The sequence below is a fragment of the Streptomyces sp. NPDC021080 genome (genome assembly GCF_044333225.1).
GTDB lineage: Bacteria > Actinomycetota > Actinomycetes > Streptomycetales > Streptomycetaceae > Streptomyces.
Map to the genome: position 1 here is coordinate 249408 of NZ_JBIRQM010000011.1, position 26334 is coordinate 275741.

25 protein-coding genes and 1 pseudogene are annotated in these 26334 nt (G+C 73.9%); 8 read left to right on the forward strand and 18 right to left on the reverse strand.

Annotated features, from left to right (window positions below):
- Nucleotides 1-126 precede the first annotated feature (126 nt).
- On the forward strand, nt 127-870 hold the full coding sequence (locus ACH4S8_RS27195; protein ID WP_398398452.1) for an SIR2 family NAD-dependent protein deacylase: 744 nt from the start codon (nt 127-129) through the stop codon (nt 868-870).
- A 31-nt stretch (nt 871-901) separates the two neighbouring features.
- On the opposite strand, the gene ACH4S8_RS27200 is transcribed toward ACH4S8_RS27195, so the two are convergent.
- The 10 genes from ACH4S8_RS27200 to ACH4S8_RS27245 all read right to left on the reverse strand — a co-directional run bounded on the left by ACH4S8_RS27200 (nt 902) and on the right by ACH4S8_RS27245 (nt 10404).
- Entirely contained in the window at nt 902-2140 is a 1239-nt protein-coding gene (locus ACH4S8_RS27200; RefSeq protein ID WP_398398454.1) for a cytochrome P450, read from the reverse strand.
- 31 nt (nt 2141-2171) lie between these two features.
- Nucleotides 2172-3563, reverse strand: a complete 1392-nt coding sequence (locus tag ACH4S8_RS27205) for an NAD(P)/FAD-dependent oxidoreductase (protein ID WP_398398456.1) — start codon at nt 3561-3563, stop codon at nt 2172-2174.
- Nucleotides 3553-3825 (reverse strand): ferredoxin, encoded by a 273-nt coding sequence (locus ACH4S8_RS27210; RefSeq protein WP_398398458.1) that lies wholly within the window; start codon nt 3823-3825, stop codon nt 3553-3555. The genes ACH4S8_RS27205 and ACH4S8_RS27210 overlap by 11 nt, the downstream gene beginning before the upstream one ends.
- Nucleotides 3826-3934: 109 nt before the next feature.
- On the reverse strand, nt 3935-4567 hold the full coding sequence (locus ACH4S8_RS27215) for a hypothetical protein (RefSeq protein WP_398398460.1): 633 nt from the start codon (nt 4565-4567) through the stop codon (nt 3935-3937).
- A 104-nt stretch (nt 4568-4671) separates the two neighbouring features.
- Entirely contained in the window at nt 4672-5484 is an 813-nt protein-coding gene (locus tag ACH4S8_RS27220) for a hypothetical protein (protein WP_398398462.1), read from the reverse strand.
- A 2-nt stretch (nt 5485-5486) separates the two neighbouring features.
- On the reverse strand, nt 5487-6749 hold the full coding sequence (locus ACH4S8_RS27225) for a glycosyltransferase family 4 protein (RefSeq protein ID WP_398398465.1): 1263 nt from the start codon (nt 6747-6749) through the stop codon (nt 5487-5489).
- Nucleotides 6750-6837: 88 nt separating this feature from the next.
- Nucleotides 6838-7323 carry a methylated-DNA--[protein]-cysteine S-methyltransferase gene (locus ACH4S8_RS27230; protein WP_398398468.1) on the reverse strand — a complete coding sequence of 162 codons (486 nt, stop codon included), beginning with the start codon at nt 7321-7323 and terminating at the stop codon, nt 6838-6840.
- The gene (locus ACH4S8_RS27235; protein ID WP_398398470.1) at nt 7320-8948 is read right to left on the reverse strand and encodes an AlkA N-terminal domain-containing protein; all 1629 of its coding nucleotides are present in this window, start codon (nt 8946-8948) and stop codon (nt 7320-7322) included. Before ACH4S8_RS27235 ends, ACH4S8_RS27230 begins: the two co-directional genes overlap by 4 nt.
- A 134-nt stretch (nt 8949-9082) precedes the next feature.
- On the reverse strand, nt 9083-10012 hold the full coding sequence (locus ACH4S8_RS27240; protein WP_398398473.1) for a M48 family metalloprotease: 930 nt from the start codon (nt 10010-10012) through the stop codon (nt 9083-9085).
- Complete coding sequence (locus ACH4S8_RS27245; RefSeq protein WP_398398475.1) at nt 10009-10404, reverse strand: BlaI/MecI/CopY family transcriptional regulator; 396 nt, start codon at nt 10402-10404, stop codon at nt 10009-10011. The genes ACH4S8_RS27240 and ACH4S8_RS27245 overlap by 4 nt, the downstream gene beginning before the upstream one ends.
- A gap of 101 nt (nt 10405-10505) precedes the next feature.
- Between ACH4S8_RS27245 and ACH4S8_RS27250 the strand changes: the two genes are divergently transcribed.
- Genes ACH4S8_RS27250 through ACH4S8_RS27265 form a run of 4 tightly spaced genes read left to right on the forward strand, consistent with a single transcriptional unit; the run spans nt 10506 to nt 13917 of the window.
- Nucleotides 10506-11198 (forward strand): DedA family protein, encoded by a 693-nt coding sequence (locus tag ACH4S8_RS27250; RefSeq protein WP_398398477.1) that lies wholly within the window; start codon nt 10506-10508, stop codon nt 11196-11198.
- Nucleotides 11195-11818, forward strand: coding sequence for a phosphatase PAP2 family protein (locus ACH4S8_RS27255; RefSeq protein ID WP_398398479.1), 624 nt, complete (start codon nt 11195-11197; stop codon nt 11816-11818). Before ACH4S8_RS27250 ends, ACH4S8_RS27255 begins: the two co-directional genes overlap by 4 nt.
- 9 nt (nt 11819-11827) lie before the next feature.
- Complete coding sequence (locus ACH4S8_RS27260) at nt 11828-12490, forward strand: response regulator transcription factor (RefSeq protein ID WP_398398481.1); 663 nt, start codon at nt 11828-11830, stop codon at nt 12488-12490.
- Entirely contained in the window at nt 12487-13917 is a 1431-nt protein-coding gene (locus ACH4S8_RS27265) for a sensor histidine kinase (protein ID WP_398398483.1), read from the forward strand. The genes ACH4S8_RS27260 and ACH4S8_RS27265 overlap by 4 nt, the downstream gene beginning before the upstream one ends.
- Nucleotides 13918-14024: 107 nt before the next feature.
- Here ACH4S8_RS27265 and ACH4S8_RS27270 read toward each other — a convergent pair.
- The 3 genes and pseudogenes from ACH4S8_RS27270 to ACH4S8_RS27280 all read right to left on the reverse strand — a co-directional run bounded on the left by ACH4S8_RS27270 (nt 14025) and on the right by ACH4S8_RS27280 (nt 17661).
- Nucleotides 14025-14791: pseudogene (locus ACH4S8_RS27270) on the reverse strand (hypothetical protein).
- A gap of 159 nt (nt 14792-14950) precedes the next feature.
- The gene (locus ACH4S8_RS27275; protein ID WP_398398644.1) at nt 14951-15877 is read right to left on the reverse strand and encodes a YbhN family protein; all 927 of its coding nucleotides are present in this window, start codon (nt 15875-15877) and stop codon (nt 14951-14953) included.
- A 278-nt stretch (nt 15878-16155) separates the two neighbouring features.
- Nucleotides 16156-17661 (reverse strand): hypothetical protein, encoded by a 1506-nt coding sequence (locus ACH4S8_RS27280; protein ID WP_398398485.1) that lies wholly within the window; start codon nt 17659-17661, stop codon nt 16156-16158.
- A gap of 229 nt (nt 17662-17890) precedes the next feature.
- Between ACH4S8_RS27280 and ACH4S8_RS27285 the strand changes: the two genes are divergently transcribed.
- The 3 genes from ACH4S8_RS27285 (at nt 17891) to ACH4S8_RS27295 (ending at nt 20235) form a co-directional block, all read left to right on the forward strand.
- Nucleotides 17891-18274 (forward strand): BlaI/MecI/CopY family transcriptional regulator, encoded by a 384-nt coding sequence (locus tag ACH4S8_RS27285; protein ID WP_398398487.1) that lies wholly within the window; start codon nt 17891-17893, stop codon nt 18272-18274.
- Entirely contained in the window at nt 18271-19170 is a 900-nt protein-coding gene (locus ACH4S8_RS27290; protein WP_398398489.1) for a M48 family metalloprotease, read from the forward strand. The genes ACH4S8_RS27285 and ACH4S8_RS27290 overlap by 4 nt, the downstream gene beginning before the upstream one ends.
- Nucleotides 19171-19278: 108 nt before the next feature.
- Nucleotides 19279-20235, forward strand: coding sequence for an endonuclease/exonuclease/phosphatase family protein (locus ACH4S8_RS27295; protein WP_398398492.1), 957 nt, complete (start codon nt 19279-19281; stop codon nt 20233-20235).
- Between the two features lie 76 nt (nt 20236-20311).
- Here ACH4S8_RS27295 and ACH4S8_RS27300 read toward each other — a convergent pair whose 3' ends face one another.
- The 5 genes from ACH4S8_RS27300 to ACH4S8_RS27320 all read right to left on the reverse strand — a co-directional run bounded on the left by ACH4S8_RS27300 (nt 20312) and on the right by ACH4S8_RS27320 (nt 25940).
- Nucleotides 20312-20818 carry an O-acetyl-ADP-ribose deacetylase gene (locus ACH4S8_RS27300; RefSeq protein WP_398398494.1) on the reverse strand — a complete coding sequence of 169 codons (507 nt, stop codon included), beginning with the start codon at nt 20816-20818 and terminating at the stop codon, nt 20312-20314.
- Entirely contained in the window at nt 20815-22224 is a 1410-nt protein-coding gene (locus ACH4S8_RS27305; protein ID WP_398398496.1) for a phytoene desaturase family protein, read from the reverse strand. The genes ACH4S8_RS27300 and ACH4S8_RS27305 overlap by 4 nt, the downstream gene beginning before the upstream one ends.
- A gap of 155 nt (nt 22225-22379) precedes the next feature.
- Nucleotides 22380-23246, reverse strand: a complete 867-nt coding sequence (locus ACH4S8_RS27310) for an inositol monophosphatase family protein (protein WP_398398498.1) — start codon at nt 23244-23246, stop codon at nt 22380-22382.
- 168 nt (nt 23247-23414) lie between these two features.
- Nucleotides 23415-25235: a gamma-glutamyltransferase family protein gene (locus ACH4S8_RS27315; RefSeq protein ID WP_398398500.1), complete on the reverse strand. Its 1821-nt coding sequence runs from the start codon at nt 25233-25235 to the stop codon at nt 23415-23417.
- Between the two features lie 42 nt (nt 25236-25277).
- Entirely contained in the window at nt 25278-25940 is a 663-nt protein-coding gene (locus ACH4S8_RS27320) for a DUF4232 domain-containing protein (RefSeq protein WP_398398502.1), read from the reverse strand.
- Between the last annotated feature and the right edge of the window lie 394 nt (nt 25941-26334).

The following is a 26334-nucleotide window of genomic DNA, read 5'->3' on the forward strand; positions in this document are numbered from 1 at the left end:
GGGCGCGGTACCCATCGTCGCGAGGCGTCGAAAGGTCTGCGAACGCGGCATGACGATCCATGTCGTCCCGTCCCGCGCCCGGATATCCGGTCGCTCCGAGCAGGCGAGCGCCGTACCTTCATGTCCATGAACAGGCCACTCGTCGCCATCCTCAGTGGGGCAGGCATCTCCACCGATTCCGGAATCCCCGACTACCGCGGCCCCCAAGGCCTGTGGCGCAAGGATCCCGAGGCCGAGAAGCTCGTGACGTACGAGTACTACATGGCGGATCCCGAGATCAGGCGCCGGGCCTGGCAGATGCGGCGGGAGAGCGGTGCGCTCGGGGCCGAGCCCAACGCCGCGCACCGGGCCGTCGCCGAGCTGGAGCGGGCCGGGGTGCCCGTGCGGGTCCTCACCCAGAACGTCGACGGGCTGCACCAGCTCGCCGGCATGCCCGCCCGCAAGGTGCTCGAACTCCACGGCACCGCAAGGAGTTTCGTGTGCACCGGATGTCACGCGCGCGGGCCCATGGAGGACGCCCTCGCCCGGGTCGACGCCGGTGAGGACGACCCGGCCTGTCTCACGTGCGGCGGGATCCTCAAGCCCGCGACCGTCATGTTCGGCGAACACCTCGACCCCGTCGTCCTCGGCCAGGCCGCCGCCGTCGCCAAGGCCTGCCAGGTGTTCATCGCCGTCGGCAGCAGCCTGCAGGTCCACCCGGCGGCCGGCCTCGCGGGTGTGGCCGCCGACCACGGCGCCCGGCTCGTCGTCGTCAACGCCGAACCGACCCCGTACGACGAACGCGCCGACGAGGTCGTACGCGAACCCATCGGCACCGCTCTGCCCGCGCTGCTGCGCCGGATCGGCGAGGACGACGGCCAAGTGCACTGACGTAGAAGGCGGCCAGGACCTCGGACACGTCCTAGGGGCGGATCCCGTCGCAGGCGAGGTGGAGTTGCCGCGGGCCACGCAGCACGGCGTTCTGGCGGTACGGGGGCGGGTCCTCCAGCAGGCGTGGATTCTCCAGCCTCCGGGCCAGCTCCGCCAGGGCGAACTGGGTCTCCAGCCGGGCGAGCGGCGCGCCGAAGCAGCTGTGGATGCCGCTGCCCAGGCCGAGGTGCTGGATGTCCGGGCGGTCCGGGTCGAAGCGGTCCGGGTCGTCGAAGCGCTGGGGGTCGCGGTTGCCCGACGCCAGGACCAGCCACAGGGTGGCGCCCTTGGGGATGGTGACGCCGCGGACCTCGATGTCGGCGAGGGTGGTGCGCTGCGGCACCAGTTGCACCGGCGGCTCGAAGCGCAGCAGCTCCTCGACGACGGGCACGGCCAGCCGCGGATCGGCGCGCAGCCGCCGCAGGACGTCGGGATTGCGCAGCAGGGTCAGCATGCCGTTGGTGATCAGGTTGACCGTGGTCTCGTGGCCGGCGATCAGCAGCAGCGCCGCGGTGCTGAGCAGTTCCATGGTGGTCATCGGACCGTCGTCGCCCTTGGCCGTCGCCAGCTGGGAGAGCATGTCGTCCCCGGGGTTCTTGCGGCGCTCCTCGATCAGGCCGGCCAGGTACATGCCCAGCTGCATGCGTGCGTCCTGGGAGCCCTTGCCCCGCTCGGAGGGGTCGGCGTCCGGGTCGGGATCCAGGCTCGCGGCGAGGGTGTCCGCCCAGACGTGGAAGCGCGTCTCGTCCTCGCGGGGCACGCCGAGCAGCCGGCAGATCACCGTCACCGGGAAGGGGTACGAGAACTGCTCCACCAGGTCGATCCGGTCCGGATCGCCGATGCCGTCGATGAGGCCGGTGACGATGTCGTGGAGCTCTCCGCGCATCCCGTCGACGCGGTGGGGGGAGTGCGGCGGGCCGAAGGGGCGGTTCGTCATACGCCGCAGCCGGTCGTGCTCCGGCGGGTCGAGCTTCAGGAAGCCCGGCGGGAGGGTGCTCTCCTCCGCGGGCGCCTCCGAGGCCAGCGGATCGGCCGCGTTCGAGGCCAGGTTGCGGGCGTCGGAGCTGACCCGGGGATCGTGCAGCAGGCTCCGGATCTCGTAGTACGTGCTGACCACGTACGGCCCGTCGGCCTCGTGGTGGACCGGTGTCTTCCGCAGCTCCTTGTAGATCGGGTACGGGTCGGCCCGGTTGGCGTAGTCCAGGATCTGGTGCAGCAGGGTGTGCGTCATGGCGAGTCCTAGGGTCCTCGTGGCCGTGCGGTCAGTGCGCCGGGGTGAACGTCATCCGGCGGTCGGCCGGCGAGTATCCGCTGAGGGTCACGGTGGGGCCGTGGGTGGGGACCGAGGGGTCGGGGAAGTCCGCGTCGAGCGGGCGCTGTCCGTCCGGGCGCCGGTCGACCGTGGCGAACGGCGGCGGGAACGGCGCGGTCGTCTCGATCAGCTCCTGGTAGAACGGCAGCCACCGGCCGTGGTCGAAGGCGACGGCGCCGATGACGCGCCCCTGGTACCCGTACACGCCGAGAAACCGGTGGTCCGCCAGGGAGCCCTGGGAGATGAGGATCTCCGTCCCCATCGAGGGGATCCCCACGGACTTGATGTTGACGCCGAACTGCGAGGACCAGAAGGCCGGCACCTCCATGTGGGGCAGCCGGTCGGTGCTCTCGCTGAGCATGTTGTGCGCCGCGATCCGGGCCTGGGAGACGGCGTTGCCCCAGTGCTCCAGGGACAGGAACTGGTAGCCGAACAGGGGGTGCGGGCAGCGGGCGACGTCACCGGCCGCGTAGACGTCGTCCGTGACGATCCCGCGGATGTCGAAGGCGCGGCAGCCGGCGTCGCAGGCGATGCCCCGGGGACCGGCGCCGAGTCCGGACCCGGCGAGCCATTCGGTGTTGCGCAGGGCGCCGAGCGAGACGACCACCACGTCGGCCTCGACGGAGGAGCCGTCGGAGAACTGCACGGCGCGCACGCTTCCCGAGGCGTCGCCCTCCAGGGCGGTCACCATGACCCCGGTCCGCAGGTCCACACCGTGCTCGCGCTGCATCTCGGCGGCGACCGCTCCGACCACCCCGCCGAGCGCGCCGACCAGGGGCGCGGCGCCGCGTTCGGCGACGGTGACGGGGAGGCCGCGTTCACGGCAGGCGGAGGCGATCTCCGAGCCGGTGAATCCGGCCCCGATGACCAGGACCCGCCGGGGGCCCGCGTCGAGCCGGCGCGCCAGCTCGGCGCTGTCGTCCCGGGTGCGCAGCACGAAGACGCCGTCGAGTTCCGCCTCGGCCTCGTGCGGCCAGGGTCGCGCCCGGACCCCGGTGGCGATGAGCAGCCGGTCGTACGGCACCTCGTCGCCGTCGGCCAGCCGTACCCGCCGGGCGGCCATGTCCAGGCCGGTGGCCGCGGAGCCGAGCCGCCAGGTCGCGTCGACGGACCGCAGCCTGGGCAGTGCCGTACGGTCGGCGGCCGCCCGGCCCAGCAGCACCTGCTTGGACAGCGGGGGCCGGTCGTACGGTTCGCAGGGCTCGTCGCCGATCATGGTCAGTGACCCCGCGAAGCCCTTCTCCCGCAGGGTCTCGGCGGCCCGCAAACCGGCCAGCGAGGCGCCGACGACGACGATGCGGCCGTCGCGCTTGAGCTGCTCCAGGGATCCGTCACCGGGCATGGGAGACCCCCTCGGCCGGTGCGTCCACGGCGCCGGGGTCCGCGCCACCAGGGTCTGCGCCGTCGGGTTCCACCGCGTCGACGAGGATGGCCTGGACCGGGCAGGCCGCGGCGGCCCGGTCCAGCTTCTCGCGCGGTGCCTCGTCGGCCTCCGGGTCGTACAGCAGCGCCTCGTCGCCGTGCATGGCGAAGATCTCGGGAGCCAGGAACGCGCACTGAGCGTACCCCTGACAGCGGTTCAGATCGACGGCAATCCTTACCACGGGATCGGTCCTCTCCAAGGGCCCGGTCAACCCTCCTGCGACCACTCTCGGCGGCCGGACGGGAAGCGGCGACGAGGGCCGGACCGTTCGAGTGAGCGGTGCGGCCGGATCAGGCCGGAGCGGAGGGCGGTGCCGTGGCGGGGCGACGGCCCCACAGGATGTTCAGGCTGAGGAGCAGGGCCCAGGCCGGGAAGACCAGTTCGGACCAGGGCACGCCCGTTCCCGCCACGAGCAGCGTCAGGCCCGCGAGATAGCCGACGACGACGAGCGGGCGCGGGAGCACACCGAGCCGGCGGCCGATGGTCGACGTCGTGATGATGAACACCGCCGCCATCCGCATGGCGTACGTGGTCAGCAGGGCGTACGCGAAGCGGCTGCCGAAGGAAGGGCCCTGCTGGCTCTCCGCGAGCACGGTCCCGGCCGCCGCGGCGGCGCCGAACAGCGTGGCGACGAAGACCACGCCGCTGCTCAGGAACACGGTGGCGACGAACCGGTCCTCGGCCCGGCCGGCCTGCTCGCGGAGGGCGCCCATGAACCACAGGAACGCGATCCCGGCGAACGGCACCAGTTCCAGCGCCGTCCGGACACCGCTCCGCTGTTTGGCGTCGAGGGCAACGCCGTCCCCGCCGCCGGGCAGGGCGATGCGCACCAGCACGATCGCCGCGGCCGTCAGAATCGCGAACACCACCCCGGCCGCCCCCGCGGCCCGGGGTGTCGCGAGTCGCTTGAACTTCCGCTCCATGGTCTCCCGCTCTCTGCCTGGGCTCCCTTCGTCCAGACACCAGCGATCACGGGGATCACGCCACCGGGGTCACCCGGGAGGAAGGCCGCGGTGCGCCATACAGGTCATGGCCGCTGCCTCCTCACTTCCACGGAGAGGTCGTTGTCGACGGTGTAATAGGGGCGCAGGGCGGCACCGTCGAGGTCGGCCGTCGGGTAGACGACGATGTCCTTGCGGTCCGCCAGGTCGTCGAGAAGACGGCCGACGCGTATCCGGGGTGCCCGGGCCCCGGGACGGACGAAGACGTCCCAGACTCCTGTGCCCGGTGGTGTCGCGGCGGCCAGCTCCGCGTGGTCGACGGTGAAGGAGAGGCTCCGGCCGCCCTCTTCGGCGGACGGCTCCACGGTGTGGACGGTGGCGCCGGCGCCCCGCAGACGCAGGCTCACGACAGCCCCCTCCTGGAGCGACGCGCCGTGCAGACGTGCGTTGACCGTCATGGAACGACGGGTGACATCGATGCCGTGGGCCTCCGCGTGGGCGGTGCGCAGCCAGGCACGCACCGCGAGGTGATCGTCCTTGGTGACGTAGGGGACCCGGACGGCCAGCGGTGACGGCCACGGGCGGAGGTGTCCGCCGACGAGTGCCCGCAGATCGCGCGGACCGGGCCGCAGACGCTGCCGCCGGGATCCCGGTTCCTGGATCAGATACGTGTCCCAGCGGCCCTCCTCGAGAACGGTACGCGGGTCCAGGACCGCACGCCGGCGTTCGCCGTCGGACTCGACGTCGAGGACGTGGACGGTCTTTTCGGGCTGCCCCTTCTTCGGGCGCAGCCGCAGCAACAACTGCTGTCCCGCGGGCGATCCGGGCGGCAGGTCGAAGGTGATCCGGCCGTCCGTGTCGATCGTGCAGCCGACGCGTGGTCGCGTCTCCTCGTCCATGCTCACCCCTGCCTCCGAAGGACGCGCAGCACGCGGTCGGTCACGCCGTGCGCGACATCGCGCATCGCGAAGCCCTGGCCGACCAGGGCGCGGCGCACACCGGAACGTTCTCGCAGGACCGGTCGGCCCTCCCGTCTCGCCGACACGGCCTCGGCGAACAGGCGTTCCGCCTGGATGACGACGGGGTCCGGAGCGTACCGCCGCGCGTTCTTGCGGGCCGCGCGGCCCGCGCGCAGGCGCCACTCGTCGTCGTGGACCAGTCCCCGCAGGGCCGCGCCCAGCGCGTCGCGGTCCCCGACCGGCACGAGCCGGCCGTCGACGCCGTCCTCGATGATCTCGCCCGGTCCGTGCGGGCAGTCGGTGCTCACCACCGGCAGGCCGCAGCTCATCGCCTCGATGATGGTCATGCCGAACGCCTCGTGATCGGAGGCCGCCACCGCGATCGAGCCCTTGACCCACTCCGCTTCCATGGGGGTGGCCGCACCCATGAGGAGGACGCTGTCGTACAGGCCGAGGTCCGCGATGAGCCGTCGCAGCCGGTCGTGCTCGGCGCCCTTGCCGTAGATGCGCAGTTGCCAGTCGGGGTGTTCGGCGGCGACCAGGGCGAAGGCCTCGATGAGCAGGTCGTACCGTTTGACGGGGACCAGACGGCCGGCGGCGATGATCACCTTCGCGGTGCCGTCGGCGGGTGGCAGCTCCGGTTCGGGCACGCTGTTCGGGAGGGCCTCCACCCGCACTCCGGGCATCTGCATCGTGCGCCGGTACGCGGTGGCGTCCGCCTCGGTCACCGTGGTGACCGTGTCGAGCCGGCGGTAGGCCCGGCGCAGGGCGGAACGCAGCCGGGGCGGATGGCTGTCCAGGGTGAGGTGTTCCTGGCCGATGCGGGCGACGTGCCGCGGGGCCTGGAGCGCGAGATGCACGTTGAGCCCCGGCCTGGTCCCGATCACCACGTCGGCGTCGGTCGCCGCGAGATACGCGCCGATCCGTTCGTCGGTCAACTCGCTGTACTGCCGGTACCGGTACTCGGCGCGGGGGAAGACCCGCGCCGGTATCAGATGCGACGGATGCTCCTTCTCCTGTCTCAGATCCACCAGCGCCCGTAGCGGGACTCCTGGGTCCAGGGACAGGGTCGGATGCTCACGGTGCCGCAAGACGGAAACGATCTCCACCTCGTTGCGCGCGGCGAGCGCTCGGGCCAGGTTGAAGGTGGTGCTGATCGTGCCTCCGATCCCATAGGCGTTGTGGAGCAGAAAGGAGATCTTCATAGCGGTTGAGACTGCGCGGGCCGCGCAAGGGTTGCCGTTCGTTACCAACCCGTTTCGGCGCGGCCGGCCCAGGGGGGTGCGAGAGCGGTCAGAAGAGCGCCGATCCGCTCTCGAAGTCCAGGAGTTGCCGCTTGCGGTCCAGGCCGCCGCCGTAGCCGGTGAGGCTCCCGCTCGCACCGATCACGCGGTGGCAGGGCACGATGATCCCGATCGGGTTCTTGCCGTTGGCGAGGCCGACCGCGCGGGATGCTCCCATGTTGCCGAGGGCTTCGGCGAGTTCACCGTACGAGCGGGTCTCGCCGTAGGGGATCTGTCGCAGCTGGTCCCACACGCTGCACTGGAACGGCGTCCCGAACAGGCGCAGTTCGATGGTGAACTCCTTCAACTCGCCCTCGAAGTAGGCGTTCAGCTGCTCCGTCACCTCGTCGAAGAGGGTGTCGTCGCGTTCGCCGAAGCTCTCCTCGGGCGGGCGGTGGCGCTGACCGACCATGTGGAGGCCGCACAGGACACCGTCGTCGTCGGCGACGAGCGTGAGGGGGTCGTAGGGGCTGTCGATGACCGTGTGCCGTTTCACTGAGCGTCCTTGGTGCGTGGGGTGCTTGGGGTGGCCGGAGTGCGCGGAGCGCGGGGAGCACGGGTCCGTGGCGTCGCCGCCGGGGAGGCGGGCTTCGTCGCCTTCGGCGGATGCGGGGAGCCGGCCTGTGCCGGCAGGAAGTTGATGGGGTGGCTGTCCGTCGCCCACAGGTACTGGACCGCGTAGGCCCTCCAGGGGCGCCAGGCCGCGGCACGGGCCGTCAGCGCCGCGGGCGTGGACGGGAGCCCCAACTCCTGCGCGGCGCGCCGGATTCCGAGGTCGGTGGGGAGGAAGGCGTCCGGGTCGCCGAGGGCGCGCATCGCGATCACGTCGGCGGTCCAGGGACCGAACCCGGGGAGCGCGAGAAGCCTCTCCCTGACCTGCCCCCAGTCGCTCTCCACCCCCAGGTGAAGTCCTCCTCGGGCGAGTTGGCCCACCAGTGTGGTGAAGGTGGCGCGCCGCGCGCGGGGCATCGCGAGCGACTCGGGGTCGAGCGCCGCGAGCGCCTCCGGCGAGGGGAAGAGGTGGGTGAGGCCGCCCTCGGGGTCGTCGACCGGATCGCCGCAGGCGGTGACCAGACGGGCGGCATGGGTCCGCGCGGCGGCCGTGGAGACCTGCTGTCCCAGCACCGCCCGTACGGCGAACTCGGCCTCGTCGACCGTGCGCGGCACGCGGCGTCCGGGTGCCTTGTCGACGAGCGGGGCCAGCAGCGGGTCCCTGCGCAGCTGGTCGTCGACCGCCACCGGGTCGGCGTCCAGGTCCAGCAGGCGGCGGCAGCGGCTGATCGCGACGGACAGGTCACGCAGGTCGCTGAGGGCCAGCCTGCACGCGATGTGGTCCGGCATCGGGGTCAGACCGGCCACGCCGTGCCCGTACGGCAGCCGCAGGGTCCGCCGGTACGCGCCGTCGCGCCACTCCTCCACCCCGGGTACGGCGGTCGCCGCGAGGTGTCCGAAGAGGTTGTCGGGGTTGAGCGGGGCGCGGAAGGGGAGCCGGAGGTTCAGCACGCCCGGCATGCCCGGGGTCCCGGCCGCGGCTCCGGCCCGGTTCCGGGGCAGGCGGGCGCGCAGCTCGCTCGGGGTGAGCGCGAAGACCTCGCGGACCGTGTCGTTGAAGGTGCGGATGGAGGAGAAGCCGGCGGCGAAGGCGATCTCGGCCATGGGGAGCGGTGTCGTCTCGATGAGCAGCCGGGCCGTCTGCGCCCGCTGGGCACGGGCGAGGGCCAGGGGTCCCGCGCCCAGCTCGGCGAGGAGCTGCCGCTCGATCTGGCGGGTGCTGTAGCCGAGCCGGGCGGCCAGGCCCGGTACACCGTCGCGGTCGACGACTCCGTCGCCGATCAGCCGCATGGCGCGGGCCACCAGGTCGGCGCGGTGGTTCCATTCGGGCGAGCCGGGGCTGGTGTCCGGGCGGCATCGCTTGCAGGCCCGGAATCCGGCCTGCTGGCAGGCGGCGGCGCTCGGGTAGAAGGTCATGTTCTGGGGCTTCGGCGGCACGACCGGGCAGCTGGGCCGGCAGTAGATCCTCGTCGTCGTCACCGCGGTGAAGAACCATCCGTCGAAACGCGCGTCCTTCGACTGGACGGCACGCACGCAGCGCTCCGTGTCCGTGTGCATCCCGTTCTGCATGCCTCAAGCATCGGGCACCCCGGAGGGCGGGGCTGGCGAGAATCCGACATCAGCCTTGCCCGGCCGGTGACCTGCGGGCGGCCCCTCCCCCGCTCCGACGGGAAGTGCGTCGGCGAGCTCCCGACGGGAGTGCGTCAGCGGGCCTCCTCGCCCTGTGCGACCTCCACCTCGTGGTGGAAGGCGACGACACCGGCCCCCGACGCACCGGCCGAGACGACGGCGCAGGCGGCCAGGAGGAGAGCGAACAGGGCGGCGGCGCGGGGGCGGCGGCGGGGGGCGGCGAGAAGGGCGGCGACCCGCTGGGGGACGGGCCCCGTGGTGGCCGCGGCAGCGAAGTCGGGGCGCTCGGAGCGGGCCTCGCCGGTGGCCAGGGCGGCGCGGGCGATGGCCCGGGCGATCAGCCTGCGGTCCCCCACGGTGACGGCCGCGGCCTCGTCCGCGGCGCGCTCCGCCGCGAGCGCGACGGTCGCGCGGACGCCGCGCAGGCCCGGGTGGCAGTGGGCCGCGAGCTCGGCCACGACGAGGAAGCGGTGATGGCCGCCCGCGTTGTGGGCCCGCTCGTGGGCGAAGAGTGCCTCGCGCTCGTCGGGGCCGAGGCTGCGCAGCATCGCGGTGGTGACGACGATGCGGTGCGGCCGGCCCGGGAGCGCGTAGGCGTCGGGGTGCGGCGACTCGATGACGCACAGGTCGCCCGCGGCGGGACGGCGGTCGGCCTGGCTGCGCGCGGAGCGGAAGGCGCGCAGCTGGCGCGCGGCCGAGCGGACGACGGTCCAGGCGCCGACGGTCAGCAGCCCCGTCGCGGCGGCGGCCGCGGGCAGGACGACGAGGTCCGAGGCCGTGCGCAGCGGGTGGACGAGGTCGCCGAGGCCGGCGAACAGGGGCACCTTGAGCAGTCCCGTCAGGACGAGCGCGCCCAGCGAGGCCACGGAGGCCCCGGCCAGCACGACGAGCGCGAGGGTCACCGACCACAGCGCGGCCACCGGGGTGAGCCGGTCCAGGCATCGGCGGGCCAGCGGTCCCAGCGCGAAGGGGACCAGCAGGGGGACCAGCAGGAGAAGGATCATCCCTCACCCGGTTCCGGGCGCACGCCGAGGTCCGGCTCCAGCAGGTCCCGCAGGAGCCGCTCGTCGTCGGGGCTGAGCTGGGCGACGAAGCGGGCCAGCGCGGTCTCGCGGTCGTCGTCGCGGTCGAGCTCGGTGTGCATGCGGCGCGCGGTGAGGCCGTGCGGGTCCTGGACGGGGAAGTACGCGTAGCCGCGGCCCAGCCGCTCGCGGCCGACGATGCCCTTCTCGTGCAGCCGGAACAGGATCGTCGTCACGGTCGTACGGGCCAGACCGGAGTCCAGCTCGCTCTGCACGCGCCCCGGCGTGAGCGGCACGCCCGCGGCCCAGAGAGCCGCCATCACGCTGGCCTCCAGCTCTCCCGCCGGCCGGCGTTCGTCCTTGTCACTGCTCATGGGAACGATCCTCACCCCCGCCATCGTCTACAGTTCAGTAGACCGTCTACAGAATTGTAGTCAGTCGGGCACGGGTTTCGACCGCGCCCGCCCCTTCCAGTATGAGAGGGTCCGCGACGATGGCCGCACCATTGTTCACAGCGTCCGACCTCGCCGTGAATATTCTCAGCGCGCAGTCCCTGCTCGCCGCGTTCGGTGTGCTGGGGGTGGGCGTGGTGATGTTCGCGGAGACCGGCCTGCTGATCGGCTTCTTCCTGCCCGGTGACTCGCTGCTGTTCACGGCGGGCCTCCTGTGCACGGGGTCGGGACAGAACGGCCTGAAGCTGTCACTCCCCCCGCTGCTGATCGCCGCGGCCGCGGGCGCGCTGCTCGGCGCCCAGACGGGTTATCTGATCGGACGGAAGGCGGGCGGCGCGCTGCTCGGCCGCGGTTCCTCCCCCCGGCTGACAGCGGGCGCGCACCGGGCCGAGGAACTCCTGGAGCGGTACGGCCACGCGAAGGCGATCGTGCTGGCCCGCTTCGTCCCCGTCGTGCGTACGGTACTGAACCCGATGGCCGGCGCCCTGGGTGTGCCGGTGCGGACCTTCACCGTGTGGCAGGTGGCCGGCGGCCTCGTCTGGAGCCTCGGCCTCACCCTCGCCGGGTACGCGCTGGGCTCCTCGATCCCGAACGTCGACCGCTATCTGCTCCCGATCATCGCGGTCATCGTGCTGGTGTCCCTGGCCCCCCTCGCCGCCGAGCTGTACCGCTCTCGCCGGCGGGGCGCCGCGAACGAGGAGGAGGTCCAGGGATGATCCTGGCATTCGACGGATCCTCGATCGACGGCTCCGCCTACCGGTACGTGACCGATCTCGCGACGGACTCTCCCTCGTGGTTCGACAGCCTGGTGTCCTCCTGGTCGACGTACGGGCTCGGCCTGTTCGCCGTGCTGATGGTGCTGGGCTGGTGGCGGGCGCGGCGCGAGAGCCCGCGGGCCGCGCTCGCGGCGCTCGCCGTGCCGGTCGTCGTGCTCGTGGCGTACGGGATCGACCTCGGCGTGAAGCTGCTGGTGCGCGAGGACCGGCCCTGTCAGAGCCTGCGGGTGGCGACGCTGGAGGCCTGCCCGGCCCCCGGCGACTGGTCGTTCCCGAGCAACCACGCGGCGATCGCGGCCGCGGCGGCCGTCGCGCTGCTCTTCGTCTCCCGCCGTCTCGGCACCGTGGCCGTCGTGGCCGCCGGCGCGATGGCCGCCTCCCGGGTCTGGGTGGGGGTGCACTATCCGCACGACGTCGCGGCCGGTGTGCTCGTCGGCACCCTGGTCGCCATGGCGGCGGCGACGCTCGTGCGCAGGCTGCCCGACGTGTCCGGGCACCCGCTGGCCGCCTCGCGGCTCGGAGTCCTGCTCCTCGCTCCCCGTCTCGCGAAGAGCGGGTGAGCGGGCCGTATGCGCCGGCGGATCCTGGTCGTCGAGGACGACCACGCGCTGCGTGACGTCCTGCGGCGCGGGCTGCGGGACGAGGGCTTCGACACCGTTCCGGCACAGGACGGCGCGACCGCGCTGCAGCTGGCCGGGGACGGCATCGACGCGGCCGTTCTCGACGTCGGCCTGCCCGACGCCGACGGGCGGGACGTGTGCCAGGCGATCCGGGCCAATGGCTTCCTCTCCCCCGTGATCTTCCTGACGGCCCACCACCACCTCACCGACCGGCTGGCCGGCTTCGCGGCCGGAGGCGACGACTATCTGCCCAAGCCGTTCCATCTGACGGAGCTGGCGGCCCGGCTGCGGGCGGCCCTCAAGCGCGCCGGACCGGGTCCGTCCGGCACCGCGGGCGACCTGGTGCTGGACCCGGTCGCGCACAGCCTGACCGTGCGGGGCCGTCGCGTCGCGCTGACCCCGACGGAGTTCCGCCTGCTGGCGGCCCTCATCGCGGCGTCCGGGGCGATCGTCGGCCGGCGGGAGCTGACCCGGGCCGGCTGGCCGGAGGGGGCGCAGGTCAGCGACAACACGCTCGACCAGTATCTGACCCGGCTGCGCCGCAAGCTCCGGGACGGCGGCAGCGAGCTGACGGTCACCACCGCCCGGGGCATCGGACACCGCCTGTCATGAACCAGGGTGCCTCGAACGCGTGGCCGAGGTCCGCAGCGGGTTCCGGGGCGCGAGCCGTTCCCTGGCGGGCGCGCGCCTCCCGGTGGGCTCCGGGAACCCTCCGGGGCCGGCTCTCGCTGGTCGCGCTGACCACCGCCACCCTGCTGATGGTGATCCTCACGGTGGCGTTCAACACCGTCGTACGACAGCGCCTCCAGCACCAGGCGGACGACGAGCTGCACACCCGGGGCACCGCCGTCGCGGCGACAGTCGACACCAGCGGCGCCCGGGTGCGCCTCCTGGAGACACCGGGCGAGGAGCTGCTCGACGCGAACGTGTGGATCTACGCGGGCGGTCGGCTCCTGGAGAAACCGCCGACGGCCACCGCCGCGGGCCCGCTCACCCGTGCGGCCGACGCGCTCGCCGCCCGGGGCGGGACGCGCTGCGTCACCACCCGCGCGCACGGCCCGGTCCGGCTGTGCGCCCGGCCGGTGCCGGGAGGCAGCAGCGGCGCGACCGTCGTCACCGCCCTGGACCTGTCCCCCTACCGCAGTTCGGCCGACACCCTGCTGTTCGCGTCGCTCGCCCTGGACGCCGTCATGCTCGCCTGCACGTACGCGCTGACGCGCCTCGCGGTGGGGCGGGCCCTGCGTCCCGTGCGCACGATGACCGACCAGGCCACCCGGTGGAGCGCCGTGGCCTCCGAAGAACGCTTCGGGAGCGTCGCCCGGCCCGACGAACTCGCCCGGCTGGGCGGGTCGCTGGACGCGCTCCTGGACCGCATCCGGGCCCTGCTGCGCCATGAACGGCAGCTCACCCGGGAGCTGTCGCACGAGCTGCGCAACCCGCTCGCCCGGATCATCGCCGAGCTCGACTGGTGGCAGTCCCGGCCACGGTCCGCGGAGGAGACCCGGATCACGCAGGAGGCGATTTCCGACGCCGCCCGGTCCATGCGCACGATCTGCGACACGCTGCTCGACGACGCCCGGGACAGCGCGTCCGCCTCGCCGGGCACCACGGAGGTCGTGTCCGTGCTGCGTCGGCTCGCGGACCGTGCCGTCCCGGCGCGGCCGGAGGTGGAGATCGGCGTCACCGGCCCTGAGGCGGGTCTGATCGTCGGGGTGCCGGACGCCCTGCTGGAGCGCATCGTCAGTCCGCTGCTCGACAACGCCGTGCGGCACGCCGTCGCCCGGGTCGAGATCCGGGCCGCCGCGCGGCCCGGCGGAGTCCGCGTGGAGGTCGGGGACGACGGAGCGGGCGTACCCGCGTCGTTCGTGCCGCAGCTCTTCCAGCCGGGCCGCCGCGCCGATCCCGGGGACGGACACGGCGGAGCGGGCCTCGGTCTGCCGCTCGCGCGACGCCTGGCCCGCTCCGCCGGCGGCGAGGTCCATCACGAGGAGGCGCGCGCCCCGGGTGCGACCTTCGTGGTCGGGCTGCCGTCGGGGTGAGGAACCCGATGCGGGCCGCCGCCGGAAGGAATCCTCCGGCGGCGGCCCGACCCGTTCGGCCCGCCCGACCCGTTCGGCCCGCCTGAGGAGTCGGCCGGTCCGAGGAGTCAGCCGGCCTGGAGGGTGGTCCGGTCGGTGTCCGTGACATCGCGCCGGGTGATCGAGAGATGGACGACCAGCCCGAGGATGACGGCCAGGAACAGCACGCTGGTGACGACGGTGCCGAAGCCCAGGCCTCCGTCGCCGGTCGGCTGCGAGAGGTGGTCGCCGACCGACGCACCCAGCGGACGGGTCAGGACGTACGCGATCCAGAAGCTGAGCACGGCGTTCAGGCCGAGGGCGAAGTGCGCGACGGCGACCGCGGCGATCTCGAGGGCGAACAGCACGGCGGAGACCCAGTAGCCGAGGACCATGCGCTCGGCGACCAGGTCACCGGCCGCGGTGCCGAGCGCGAAGGTGAACAGCACCGCCAGCCAGTAGTAGGCCTCGCGGGAGAGCGTGTCGACGCTGTGGATGGACAGCGTCCCCTCGCGGCGGTACCAGACGAAGAACGTCACGGCGAGGGCGACGGCGAAAACGGCGGTGCTGGTCTCCAGCGGCACGCCCAGGTTGTCGGTCAGGATGTCGCTGATCAGCGTCCCCACGACGCTGATCAGCGCCACGGCGAGCCAGTACGCACCGGCCCGGTAGGACCTCGTACGGAACTGGATCACCAGGACGACCGCCAGCAGCCCGCTCATCAGCAGCGAGACAGCGGTCAGCCCCATGCCCATGTTCTCGTTCAGGAGGTCCGCGGCGGTCTCGCCGACCGTCGTGCACAGCACCTTGATGATCCAGAAGTACGCGGTGACTTCGGGCACCTTGTCCAGCGCACGCGGTGTCCGGCGGCGGCCGGGGCGCCGGCACGGCCGTACGCCTCGGGAGTCCCGGACGTCCCTGTTGTCTCTTAGGTCATGGGCCCGAGGCTGTCAGCGCGAGCCTGAACGCATCCTGACCGCCGCACGCCCCCGGGCCGGGCCCCCGGGGGCGCCGTTCACAGCACCCGGCGGCGGATCAGCACACCCAGCGCGACCAGCCCGGGGATCAGCGGAAGCCATACGGTGAGCAGCCGGTAGCCGAGCACCGTGGACGCCGCCACGTCGCCCGGCGCCCCTGCGAACGCGAGGGCCAGCGCGAGAGCGGCGTCCAGGGAGCCGAGACCGCCCGGAGTCGGCAGCAGCACGGCGGCGCTGCTCGCGGCGAGGTAGACGAGGGCCACCCGAGCCGGGGACAGCGGCAGTCCGACGGCCTGCCCGACGGCGATCACCACGGTGGTGTGCAGCGCGGCGAAGGCGAGCGAGCCGCCCCACAGCGCGGCGGCCCGCGCGGGCACTTCGTGCACGGCACGGACGTCCCGGAGCACACAGCGCAGCGCCCGCCGCAGCGGTCCGGCGAACAGAGCCGCAGCACCGGCGACGGCCACCGCGCCGGCCGTCCAGAGGGCCACGGTCCAGGCGCTTGCCGTCAGCCCGGGCAGACGCAGCGCCCCGGGGCAGGCCAGGGCGAGCCCGCCGATCAGACAGCCGCGTACGACGGTTCCGGCGCAGGCCTTGACGGCGAGCGCCGTCGCGGAACGGGCGAGGGGCAGTCCGCAGCGGGTCAGGAAGCGCAGATTGACGGCACCCGCGCCGAGCCCCGCGGGCAGCACGTGGTTGGCGGAGGCGGCCGCGAACTGGACCGCCACCAGTCGTCCGGCGGGCAGGGCCTCCGTCACGGCGCCCTGCTGGGCGAGGGCGGAGCACGCCCAGGTCGCCAGGGTGGCGACGGTCGCCACCAGCAGCCAGCCCCGGTCGGCATGGGCGAGCCGGCCGGCTCCCGCCTCGATCACCGGCCAGTGCCGGTGGGCGAGCAGCGCGGCGCACACCAGCACGAGCAGCGAGAGCCCGGCGCGCCGGCCCGTCCGCCGGTCCCGCGCGGACAGCCGCCGGCCGACGGTGCTCCCCGCTTCCCCGGCCGCCGCGGGCGACGACGGCCCGCTCGGGCCGAAGGCCGGTTCGGGCGGTGACGACCCCGGGCCGACGGCCGACGGCCCGGGGACCGCGTCGGACACGTGTACGCCGCCCGGCGGTCGGATCCCGGCCGTGCCCTCCGTCGGAGCGCCCGCGGGTTCGCCGCCCGGGGACCGGCCGGTGTCCGCGGCGGGGCCACGGCGGGCCGCCCGCGCCCGGTCCGCCGGTGAAGACGTCTTCGGCGGAAGTCTCACGGCGTGCGGCTCCCCGCTCCCGGGGAGACGTAGATGTCGACGTCACCGGCGCGATGGGGTGCCCAGGCGCGGGCGTATCCGGGCGGCGCCGCTCCCGGTGCCGTGACGACGGCGACCGGCATGTGCCGGGCGGAACGCGTGATGCTGGCCGCGGTGGCGTTGGCGTTGTGCCCGCCGGTCGCCACGGAGGAACAGCCCGCGTAGAAGGCGATGGGGACGGACTCGTGACCGGTCAGCGCGCAGGGCGGCCGCACACCGAGCCGGTGCAGGGCCGCCGCCGTGACCGCCCAGCCGTGATGGCTGTCGGCGGTGCGCCGCACCGTGGCCTGCAGCACCGCGAACTGCACGGCCAGATGCCCGGCGAGACCGGCGGCCACCAGCGTCACGAGCACCGGCCGCCACCGCCCGCCGCGGGCGGTGACCAGATGGACGAGGGCGTCGGCGACGGGGATCGCGGCGAGGGCGTAGAGCGGCAGCAGGAAGCGCGGGGCCGCGTATCCGATCATGAAGAGGTACGGGATCCCGGCCGTCGTGGCGCAGGCCAGGAGCAGCAGGGTGGGTACCGGGCGACGGGCCCTGACGGCGATCACCAGGCCGAGGGCGGCGACCAGCGGCAGGACGAACCACCACGCCATCACCACGGGGTTCGGCATCCCGCCGGTGCAGGGCCGGCACAGCACGCGTCCGCCGAGGCTGCGCATCTGGTCGCCGACCGCGATGTTCCAGCCGAGGCCGCCCTGGATGCGCGAACCGTCGGAGAGCCGTTGCCCCAGGCCGCCGTAGCTGACGTACGCCTCGACGATCCACTCGGCCGCCCCGGCCAGCAGGCCCCCGACGAGCGCGAGCAACGGCCGGGCCCGCCGCCACCGCGGAGCCGCCACGGCGAGGACGAGCAGCGGCAGCGTCACCCAGACCGCGTCGGGCGGCCGCATCCACGCCATCAGCGCGGCGCCCAGTCCGGTCCCCCACAGCGCCGCCCGGGCGCGACCTCCCGCCTGCGCCCGCAGGAAGCATCCGACGCAGACCAGGGCGCCGATCGCGACCCAGTAGTTGGGCATGGCCTGCGGACCGTAGAAGAGGGTCACCCACAGCGTCGCGAACAGGGCGCCCGCCAGGGCGAGGACCCGCACCGGGAACAGTCCGCGCCAGACCCTCAGGGCCACGAACAGGCCGAGTCCCGAGAGCACGGCGAGGTAGACCCGCAGCAGGGCGGTGGAGGACGACCAGGAGGCCACCGGCGCGACGAGCAGGGGGACCCCGCGGGCCCGTGGCGCGCTGAAGAACGCCGCCGGGGCGTGCGGGGAGACCTGGCTGACGTACACGGTCTCGTCCCAGCCGAGACCCGTCCCGGGGTGCACGAGGATCAGCTGGGCCAGGACGAAGGCGGCCGCGACCAGGGCGAGCAGGCCCAGGTCGCCGGGGCGCCGGAGCCCGCGGGCCGTCCTGTCCGCCGATCGGGGCCGCCGGGTGCCGATGAACGGGACGTTCAGGGTCTTGGCCATCGTCCACCCTCCAGCCCTACACGCTGTAGGGTTTCTTCACCCTACAAGACGTAGGGTGAAGCGATGAGCCGGGAAATCATGGACAAACTACCGCCCACCGGAAGAAGGTGCCGAACGGGACGCGCGTTCGGGGGACGGACACCGGCGGTACGCGAGCCCGCGCAACCCCCGGCCCACGCCCCGGACCGGCACCGTTCCGGCCTTGACTACGCACGGTAAGGTGACGGGCATGGCTGGCACAGGTCCCCAGGGAAGGGCGGAACGGCGCAGCGCGGGCGAGCTGGAGAGCGAGGTCCTCGCCGCCCTGTGGGCCACCGCCGACGCACTGACGCCTGCCGAGATCCAGGCCGAGATCGGCGGCGGACTCGCCTACAACACGGTGCACACCATCCTCAAACGTCTGTACGACAAAGGTCTTGTGCTGCGGGACGTTGACGGCCGCCGTGGCGCGTACCGCCCCGCGAAGAACGCGGCGCAGCTGACCGCCGAGGCCATGCACGAGGCGCTCGACCGCGGGCCCGACCCGATCGCGGCCCTCCAGCAGTTCGTCAGCGGGCTCAGCCGCCAGGAGGAGGATGCCCTGCGCGACCTCCTGGGAGGGAACGGGCCGTGAGGATCGACGTCTACGTTCCGCTCGTGCTGGCGCTGCTCCTCACCGCGATCGCCCCACCGGTCGGCAGAAGGGTGTCGCCCGGCCTGGCGGCCCGCGTCCTCGTCACGGCCGCCGCGCTGACCGCGGCGGCTTCCACCTGGGCGCTGCTGCTGCTCGCGGCCACTCTGGTCGACCAGGCACCCGCGGTGATCGCCGAGGCGGGCGAGGAGGGCCGGGTGCTGCCCGAGCCCGTTCCGGAGACCGTCGCCGTGCTGGCGGTGGCCGCCCTCGCCGTGATCGCCCACCGGCTTCTTCGTGTGGCACGAGCACACATGGCGACCCGCCGCATCCTGCACAAGTTGTGCGAGGGGCACCCACCGGACAGCGAGCTCGTCGTCGCCGCCTCGCCGACCCCGCACGCCTTCGCGATCCCCGGCAGACCGGGCCGGATCCTGGTCACGGCCGCGATGCTCGGTGCGCTGGAGCCCGCCGAACGACGGGTTCTGCTCGCCCACGAGCGCGCCCACCTGAGGCACCGGCACGCGGCGCTGACGACCGCCGCGACCCTGGCCGCGGCGGCGAACCCGCTGCTCGTCCCGGTCCGCGACACCGTCTCCTTCCTGCTGGAGCGGTGGGCCGACGAGGAGGCGGCGAGCACGGTCGGCGACCGGAACACGACGGCCCGCGCCCTGGCGCGTGCCGCCCTCGTCTCCCAGCGCGCCCGCGCGGGATGCGCCCTGCACTTCTCCGAGCACGCCGTCACCCGCCGGATCGCGGCCCTGCAGACAGCTCCGCCGCCCGTCATGAGGTCCGTCGGCGCGGCCGTCCTCGCCCTCGGTGCCCTGCCCGCGCTGGGCGCCGCCGACGCCACGGGCGACCTGCTGCACCTGCTGGCCGGAACACTGCCGGGCTGGTGACACCGCCGGCCTGAGGGACGGGGCCCGCGGGACGCCCGGCCTCCGGGAAGGACGAGGCATCGGAAGCCGGGCCACCGTTTGCGGGGCCCGGCGAGTACGGTCGCGCTCATGACACCTTCCGAGACGGCTCACCCCGGTCCCCCGCACTCCGGGCGGGTGCGGTTCGCGACGTTCAACGTGCTGCACGGCCGGACGCTGGTGGACGGCAGACCTGTCTCCGTCCGGGCCGCGGACGGCCCCGAGGTGCCGCTCGTCCGGGCCGTCGCCTCGCTGGACGCCGACGTGGTGGCGCTGCAGGAGGTGGACCGGCTGCAGGAACGCTCGGGCAAGGTGGACCAGGCGTCCGCCGCGGCCGCGGGGTCCGGCGCGCCGCACTGGCGCTACGCGTCGGCGTTCCACGGCACCGCGAAGGCGGACGCCGGCTGGGTCCCGGAACCGTCCGAGCCGGGCCTGCGGGTGTACGGCCCGCGCGAGGCCGAGGCGGGCGACGGTGTCCCCTCGCACGGCATCGCCCTGCTGTCCCGGCTGCCCGTACGGCACTGGAGGGCGCGGCGGCTGGCCCCGGCGCCGGTCCCCATGCCGCTGCGGACGCCCGGACACCGCGGGCTCACCGTGTCCCGGGACCAGCCTCGGGCGGTGCTCGCCGCCGTCCTGGAAGGAAGCCGGGGGCCGTTCACCGTGGTGGCACTGCATCTGTCGTTCGTGCCCGGCTGGAACATCCGCCAGTTGCTCGCCGTCCGCTCCTGGATCGCCGATCTGCCCGGCCCCCGGGTGCTCCTCGGCGACTTCAACCTGCCCGGCGCCCTGCCGCGGACGGTCCTCGGCCCGGCGGGCGGCAGCCGGATCCGGACGGGCGGGAGGCGGTCCGGTCCCGGTGGCACCCCGCCGCTGCCGCGCGGCTGGCGGGACCTGGCCCGTACGCCCACCTATCCCGCCCACCGTCCCCTCGTCCAGCTCGACCATGTGCTGGCCTCCGGGATCGAGGCGGGCGCGGCCACCGGCGCGCACGCGCCGAGCACCCCCGTCTCGGATCACCGGCCGCTGGTGGTCGAACTGCCCCTGTGACCGGGACGGCCCCCGCGCCCAGGGGCCGGCAGGGCGAGCGCCGGCCCCTGGTCCGTTCAGACGCCCCCGGCCGGTGTCACAGCTGCCCGGCGAACGCGTCGTAGGCCCGTTCGTCGAAGAGCACGAAGCGGACCTCCTCGACGTCGGTCCGGGCGGCCCGGACGGTCTCCACCGCGATGCGTGCCGCGTCGTCCATCGGCCAGCCGTAGATGCCCGCGGAGACGGCGGGGAAGGCGACCGTACGGGCGCCGAGCTCGTCCGCGACCCGCAGCGACTCCCGGTAGCAGGAGGCCAGCAGCTCGGACCGGTCGTCCTCGCGGGCATAGCGGGGACCCACGGTGTGGATCACCCAGCGGGCGTCGAGGTCCCCCGCGGTCGTGGCGATCGCCCGGCCGGTCGGCAGGCCCTTGCCGTAGTGGCCGGCGCGCAGCTTGCGGCACTCGGCGAGGATCGCGGGACCGCCACGGCGGTGAATGGCTCCGTCGACTCCTCCGCCGCCGAGCAGCGAGGAGTTCGCCGCGTTGACGACGGCGTCGACGCTCTGCCGGGTGATGTCGCCCTGCACCAGCGTGATCGTGGTCATGACTCTCTCAGCCTCCTCCAGACCGCCTTCGCCGCGTTGTGCCCCGACATCCCGTGTACCCCGGGACCGGGAGGGGTGGCCGAGGAGCACAGGAAGACGGCGGGGTGCGGCGTGCCGTACGGGGACAGGGACAGCTTGGGGCGGAGCATGAGCTGGAGTCCGGACGCGGCTCCGCAGGCGATGTCGCCGCCCACGTAGTTGGCGTTGCGGGCCGCGAGGACGGGCGGCCCGGCGGTCGCGCGGGCCAGCACCCGGTCGCGGAAGCCCGGCGCGAACCGCTCCAGCTGGCGCTCGATCGCGTCGGTGAGGTCTCCGGTCCAGCCGTTCGGGACATGGCCGTAGGCCCAGAAGACCTGCTTGCCCTCGGGTGCCCGGGACGGGTCCACGACACTCGGCTGCACCGTGATCAGGAACGGCGTGTCGGGCGCCCGGCCCTCGCGCGAGGCCGCGCGCAGCGCGGTGCCGATCTCCGCCCGGCTCGCCCCGACCTGGACCGTCCCGGCGACGCGGGCCTCCTCGGCGGTCCAGGGCACGGGCCCGTCCAGCGCGTAGTCGATCTTGAAGGCGCCCGCCCCGTACCGATAGCCCTCGTAGTACCGCCCGAAGCCCGCGATGCGGGCCAGGGCCTTGGGCGAGGTGTCGAAGACGTACGCCCGCGCGGGGGGCAGGTCGTCCAGGCGCTTCACCTCGTAGTCGGTGTGGACGGTGCCGCCGAGGTCCTCGAGATACGCGGTGAGCGCGTCCGGGACGGCCTGGGAGCCGCCGCGCGCCACGGGCCAGCCCCGGGCGTGCGCGGCCAGTGCGAAGACCAGACCGACGGCGCCCGTGGCGACACCCTCCAGCGGCGCGATGACGTGGGCCACGAGGCCGGCGAACAGGGCTCTGGCCCGCTCGTCGCGGAAGCGGCGCATCAGCCAGGTCGACGGCGGCAGCCCGGTCAGACCGAACCGGGCGAGGGTGACGGGGTCCCGGGGCAGCGCGGTCAGCGGCAGCGACATGAAGTCGTGCGCCAGGGTGTCCCACTTGCTCAGGAACGGCGTGACGAGTCTGCGGTACGCGCCCGCGTCACGCGGTCCGAAGGAGGCCGCCGTCTCGGCCACGGACCGGGCGAGCACCGCCGCCGAGCCGTCCAGGAACGGGTGCGCCATCGGCAGCTCCGCGTGCAGCCATTCCAGGCCGTACCGCTCCAGGGGCATCGCCCGGAAGGCGGGCGAGTTGGCGCCGAGCGGATGCGCCGCCGCGCACGGGTCGTGCCGGAAGCCGGGCAGCGTCAGCTCTTCGGTGCGCGAGCCCCCGCCCACCGTGTCGCGGGCCTCGAACACGGCCACCGAGAAGCCCCGGCGGGCCAGCTCCACGGCAGCCGTCAGCCCGTTCGGCCCCGCACCCACCACGACCGCATCGAGCATCGACGGCACCTTCGGACTCCTTCGTCAGCCGACGGCCACTGAGGATCAGGATATGCCGGAGGACCGACAGCCTTGACGGCACGGGGCGTTGGAAGGAGACGGCCCGCACCGGGGCCCCGGCCGCCGGGCCGGGTCCCGGCCCGTGGAGCCTTCGCTCAGGCGCCGGCCGCCACCGGCTCGGACGGTGCCGCCAGCAGGGCGATCACCCGGCGGGCCGTGGCCTCGTCCCGGGCCGCCGTGAACGGCAGGGCGTTGCCCCCGGTGACACGGAACGGCTCGCCGCCGAGCGTCAGATGGGCGCCGCCCGCCTCCTCGACCAGCAGCAGCCCCGCCGCGTGATCCCAACTCGCCTCCCACGAGAAGGCGGTGGCGTCCAACTCGCCGCGGGCTATGGCCAGGTACTCCAGGCCGGCCGAACCGCACGGGCGTGGCAGGACGCCCTCGACGCGCAGTCCGAGGAGCGCGCGCTTCTGGTCGTCCGTGGTGTAGTCCGGGTGGGAGGTCGCGATGTCGAGGTCGCGGCCGGACTCGGGCGAACCCGAGCGCAGCGGCACACCGTCGAGCACGGCCCCGCGCCCGCGGATCGCGGTGGCGAACTCGTCGCGGGCGGGCGCGTACGTCCACGAGGCCCGCACCACGCCGTCCAGCACGAGCGCGACCAGCGTGCAGAACCCGGAGTCGCCGTGCACGAACTGCCGGGTGCCGTCGACGGGGTCGACGATCCAGACGGGCGCAGTGCCCTGGATCCTCTCGTAGACGGCCGGGTCGGCGTGCACCGCCTCCTCGCCGACCACGACCGAACCGGGCAGCAGCGCCGTGAGCGCCTCGGTGAGGTACTTCTCGGCCAGGCGGTCCGCGTCCGTCACGAGGTCGTGCGGGCCGGACTTCTGGTCGATCTCGGCGGCGGAGAGCTGCCGGAACCGGGGCATGATCTCGGCGGCGGCGGCCCTGCGGATAGCGTGTTCCACGTCGGACGCGCGGTGTGCGAGAAACTCGTCGATGGTTTCGATGTCTTCGATCATGGCTCCATCACAGCACGCGCCACTGACAATCCTCACCCCTCCGGGGTATTCGGGGTGGAATCCCCATGAATTCCCGGGGCGGGACGATCACGGGTACGAGTCCGGGACAGGCGGCGCCTGCGCGGACGGGCGCCGGTGCCCGTACGGGCCTCGGCGTCCGCACGGGCCTCAGCGTCCGACCGCGTACCCCTGCATCCCCCGCGGATTGGCACCCGCCGACAGAATGCCGGTCCTCGGATCGCGGGCCACCGCGCACAGCCGCCCCTCGGACCAGGCCTCGGCGACCGTGACGTCGTGACCGCGTCGGCGCAGGTCCTCCACGACCTCCGCGTCCATGCGGGACTCGACGGTGAGGCTGCCCGGACGCATGCCGCGCGGGTAGAAGGAGCCGGGAAAGCTGTCGTTGTGCCAGTTCGGGGCGTCGATCGCGCCCTGGAGATCGAGTCCGCCGCGCACCCGCGGGCGCAGCGCCACGGACAGGAAGAAGTGTGTCTGCCACTGGTCCTGCTGGTCGCCGCCGGGGGTGCCGAACGCCATGACCGGCACCCCGTCGCGCAGCGCCACGGAGGGCGTCAGCGTGGTGCGCGGCCGGCGGCCCGGGGCCAGGGAATTGGGCAGTCCCTCCTCCAGCCAGGCCATCTGGAGCCGGGTGCCGAGCGGGAATCCCAGTTCGGGGACGACCGGGTTGGACTGGAGCCAGCCGCCGCTGGGAGTGGCGGCGACCATGTTGCCCCAGCGGTCGACGACGTCCAGGTGGCAGGTGTCGCCCCGGGTGCCTCCGTCGGGCGCCGGCTCGGGTTCCGCGGTGGCGCGGGCCGTGGTGGGCTCACCGGCGCCCGGCACCGCGAGCGCGTCGAAGCCGGGTTCCCCGGCGGCCACCACGCGCGCGTGCCCGCTCAGCCGCGGCTTCCGGCCGCCCGGACTGCCCGGACGCAGTTCGTACGACGCCTGGTCCCCGACGAGCTCCCGCCGGGCTGCGTTGTAGGGCTCCGACAGCAGGTCGCCGAGCGGTACCTCGGCCGCGTCGCCGTACCAGGCCTCCCGGTCGGCCATGGCGAGCTTGCTGCCCTCGACGAGCAGATGGACGTACTCGGCGGAACCGTACCGGGGCAGTTCGGACGGGAGCAGCGCCAGTTGCTGGAGGAGGACCGGACCCTGGCTCCAGGGGCCCGCCTTGCACAGCGTCCAGCCCCGCCAGTCGTACGTCGCCGGCGCCTCGTAGGACGCGGACCAGCCGGCCAGGTCCGCTGCCGTCAGAGTGCCGGTGCGGCGCTCGCCGCTGGTGTCCATGGTGGGCCGCCCGGCCTGTCGGACCAGGGCCTCGGCGATGAATCCGGAGCGCCACACCTCCCGTGCCGCGTCGATCTCGGCCACCCGGTCCCCCGCGCCGCGGACCTCGTCGAGCAGCCGTCGCCAGGTCGCGGCGAGGGCCGGATTGCGGAACAGCTCGCCGGGGCGGGGTGCCCTGCCGCCCGGCAGGTACACCTGGGCCGACGAGGTCCACTCCGTCTCGAAGAGCGCTCGTACGGAGTCCACCGTCTCGCCGACGCGTTCCACGGGCGCGTGCCCGTCCTCGGCGTATCCGACGGCGTACTTCAGGACGTCGGCGAGCGGCTTCGTGCCGTGGTCGCGCAGCAGCAGCATCCACGCGTCGAACGCGCCGGGCACGGCGGCGGCGAGGGGGCCCGTCCCGGGCACGAGTTCCAGACCGAGTCCCCTGTAGTGGGCGATCGTCGCTCCGGCGGGCGCGACGCCCTGTCCGCACAGCACCCGCACGGGCCCGTCCGCGGGGGCCAGGACGATCGGGACCTCGCCCGCGGGTCCGTTGAGGTGGGGTTCCACGACGTGCAGGACGAAACCGGCCGCGACGGCGGCGTCGTAGGCGTTGCCGCCGTCCTCCAGGACGGCCATCGCGGACTGCGAGGCGAGCCAGTGGGTGGAGGACACCATGCCGAAGGTGCCCTGGAGGGTGGGTCGGGTCGTGAACATGCCTGCCACCTCACGGTACGGAGCGATCGGCCTCGGTCCCGACTATGGCACCCGCCCGGACACGGGCGCCCAGGCCGTCGTCCCCAGCGTGTTCTCGGGACCGATGTCGAGGGGGTCCGGCAGCCGCAGGGTGACGGCCTTCTGCCCCTTCTGCGGCGCCATGCGCAGATATACGCCGTCCTGGGCCGCCATCCGCCAGTACAGGGCCGCCCGCGCGCTCTCGCCCGGGTGGAGGGTGAAGGGCTCGGGACCCGGGTCGGCGGGCGCCATGGGCACCTCACCCGTCCCGGCCATGCCGTGCACACCCGTGATCGGGGCACCGTCCCGGTCGAGCACGTGGAGGACGGCGGGGTAGCCGTTCACCTTGTACGGCCGCTCGCCGCAGTCGGTGAGGGTCAGCGTCATACCGCGCAGGCCCATCGCCGCGTCGACGGGACCGGTGTCCAGGCGCAGGCCGGACGGCGGGCAGTCACGGCCCCGCCGCGTCGGCGCGGTCCTCGACGGCACGGGCACCTCGATGACGAGTGAACCGTCGTCGGAGGTCCTGGACGGGTCCGGCAGGTGAGCGGCGTCGGTCCCGACGACACTCGGGACGGGGTCCGGGACGGAGGTCCGCCCGGGGTCGCGCTCACGGTCGATCTCCGCGGACAGCCCGCACCCGCCGGTGGCCGTCGCGACCAGGCACAGGATCAGGACCGGGCGCACCCACGCACCCCGGCGGACGGCGGCACGGGAAGGAGCCCCGCGCCCGGGTAAGGAGACGGTGGGGACTTCGCGCCGGGCCGAAGGTCCGGCGGGGGCCGCTGCGCCGGCCCGTCGCCGGTTCGTCGCGATCATGCGCCGATCATGGCACGGAAGCTCCGCGGAGGGCATCGCCCCGTCCGGCCTCCGCTCTCGCCGCGGGCGCCGACTCCCTTGCCTGCAGGGCCGGTTGGGGACGACCGGGGACGGTCCCGGCCGGCCGGGCGGCACCGTCGCGCGACCGGGGGCACACCGCCCGACACCCCACGATCCCGGTACGGATCGAGCGCGATGCGACGCGATCCGAAGAAAGCGGTGATCATCAGGGCGAACAAAGCCGACATCCTGCCGCACGTTC

Excerpts from the sequence above, each read along its gene's own strand:
- ACH4S8_RS27255 (WP_398398479.1), top strand. The coding sequence starts at position 11,195 with ATGATCCTGGCATTCGACGGATCCTCGATCGACGGCTCCGCCTACCGG.
- ACH4S8_RS27280 (WP_398398485.1), bottom strand. The coding sequence starts at position 17,661 with ATGGCCAAGACCCTGAACGTCCCGTTCATCGGCACCCGGCGGCCCCGA.
- ACH4S8_RS27295 (WP_398398492.1), top strand. The coding sequence starts at position 19,279 with ATGACACCTTCCGAGACGGCTCACCCCGGTCCCCCGCACTCCGGGCGG.
- ACH4S8_RS27200 (WP_398398454.1), bottom strand. The coding sequence starts at position 2,140 with ATGACGCACACCCTGCTGCACCAGATCCTGGACTACGCCAACCGGGCC.
- ACH4S8_RS27285 (WP_398398487.1), top strand. The coding sequence starts at position 17,891 with ATGGCTGGCACAGGTCCCCAGGGAAGGGCGGAACGGCGCAGCGCGGGC.
- ACH4S8_RS27240 (WP_398398473.1), bottom strand. The coding sequence starts at position 10,012 with ATGATCCTTCTCCTGCTGGTCCCCCTGCTGGTCCCCTTCGCGCTGGGA.
- ACH4S8_RS27245 (WP_398398475.1), bottom strand. The coding sequence starts at position 10,404 with ATGAGCAGTGACAAGGACGAACGCCGGCCGGCGGGAGAGCTGGAGGCC.
- ACH4S8_RS27300 (WP_398398494.1), bottom strand. The coding sequence starts at position 20,818 with ATGACCACGATCACGCTGGTGCAGGGCGACATCACCCGGCAGAGCGTC.
- ACH4S8_RS27225 (WP_398398465.1), bottom strand. The coding sequence starts at position 6,749 with ATGAAGATCTCCTTTCTGCTCCACAACGCCTATGGGATCGGAGGCACG.
- ACH4S8_RS27205 (WP_398398456.1), bottom strand. The coding sequence starts at position 3,563 with ATGCCCGGTGACGGATCCCTGGAGCAGCTCAAGCGCGACGGCCGCATC.
- ACH4S8_RS27195 (WP_398398452.1), top strand. The coding sequence starts at position 127 with ATGAACAGGCCACTCGTCGCCATCCTCAGTGGGGCAGGCATCTCCACC.
- ACH4S8_RS27310 (WP_398398498.1), bottom strand. The coding sequence starts at position 23,246 with ATGATCGAAGACATCGAAACCATCGACGAGTTTCTCGCACACCGCGCG.
- ACH4S8_RS27265 (WP_398398483.1), top strand. The coding sequence starts at position 12,487 with ATGAACCAGGGTGCCTCGAACGCGTGGCCGAGGTCCGCAGCGGGTTCC.
- ACH4S8_RS27260 (WP_398398481.1), top strand. The coding sequence starts at position 11,828 with ATGCGCCGGCGGATCCTGGTCGTCGAGGACGACCACGCGCTGCGTGAC.
- ACH4S8_RS27215 (WP_398398460.1), bottom strand. The coding sequence starts at position 4,567 with ATGGAGCGGAAGTTCAAGCGACTCGCGACACCCCGGGCCGCGGGGGCG.
- ACH4S8_RS27315 (WP_398398500.1), bottom strand. The coding sequence starts at position 25,235 with ATGTTCACGACCCGACCCACCCTCCAGGGCACCTTCGGCATGGTGTCC.
- ACH4S8_RS27220 (WP_398398462.1), bottom strand. The coding sequence starts at position 5,484 with ATGGACGAGGAGACGCGACCACGCGTCGGCTGCACGATCGACACGGAC.
- ACH4S8_RS27305 (WP_398398496.1), bottom strand. The coding sequence starts at position 22,224 with ATGCTCGATGCGGTCGTGGTGGGTGCGGGGCCGAACGGGCTGACGGCT.
- ACH4S8_RS27250 (WP_398398477.1), top strand. The coding sequence starts at position 10,506 with ATGAGAGGGTCCGCGACGATGGCCGCACCATTGTTCACAGCGTCCGAC.
- ACH4S8_RS27235 (WP_398398470.1), bottom strand. The coding sequence starts at position 8,948 with ATGCAGAACGGGATGCACACGGACACGGAGCGCTGCGTGCGTGCCGTC.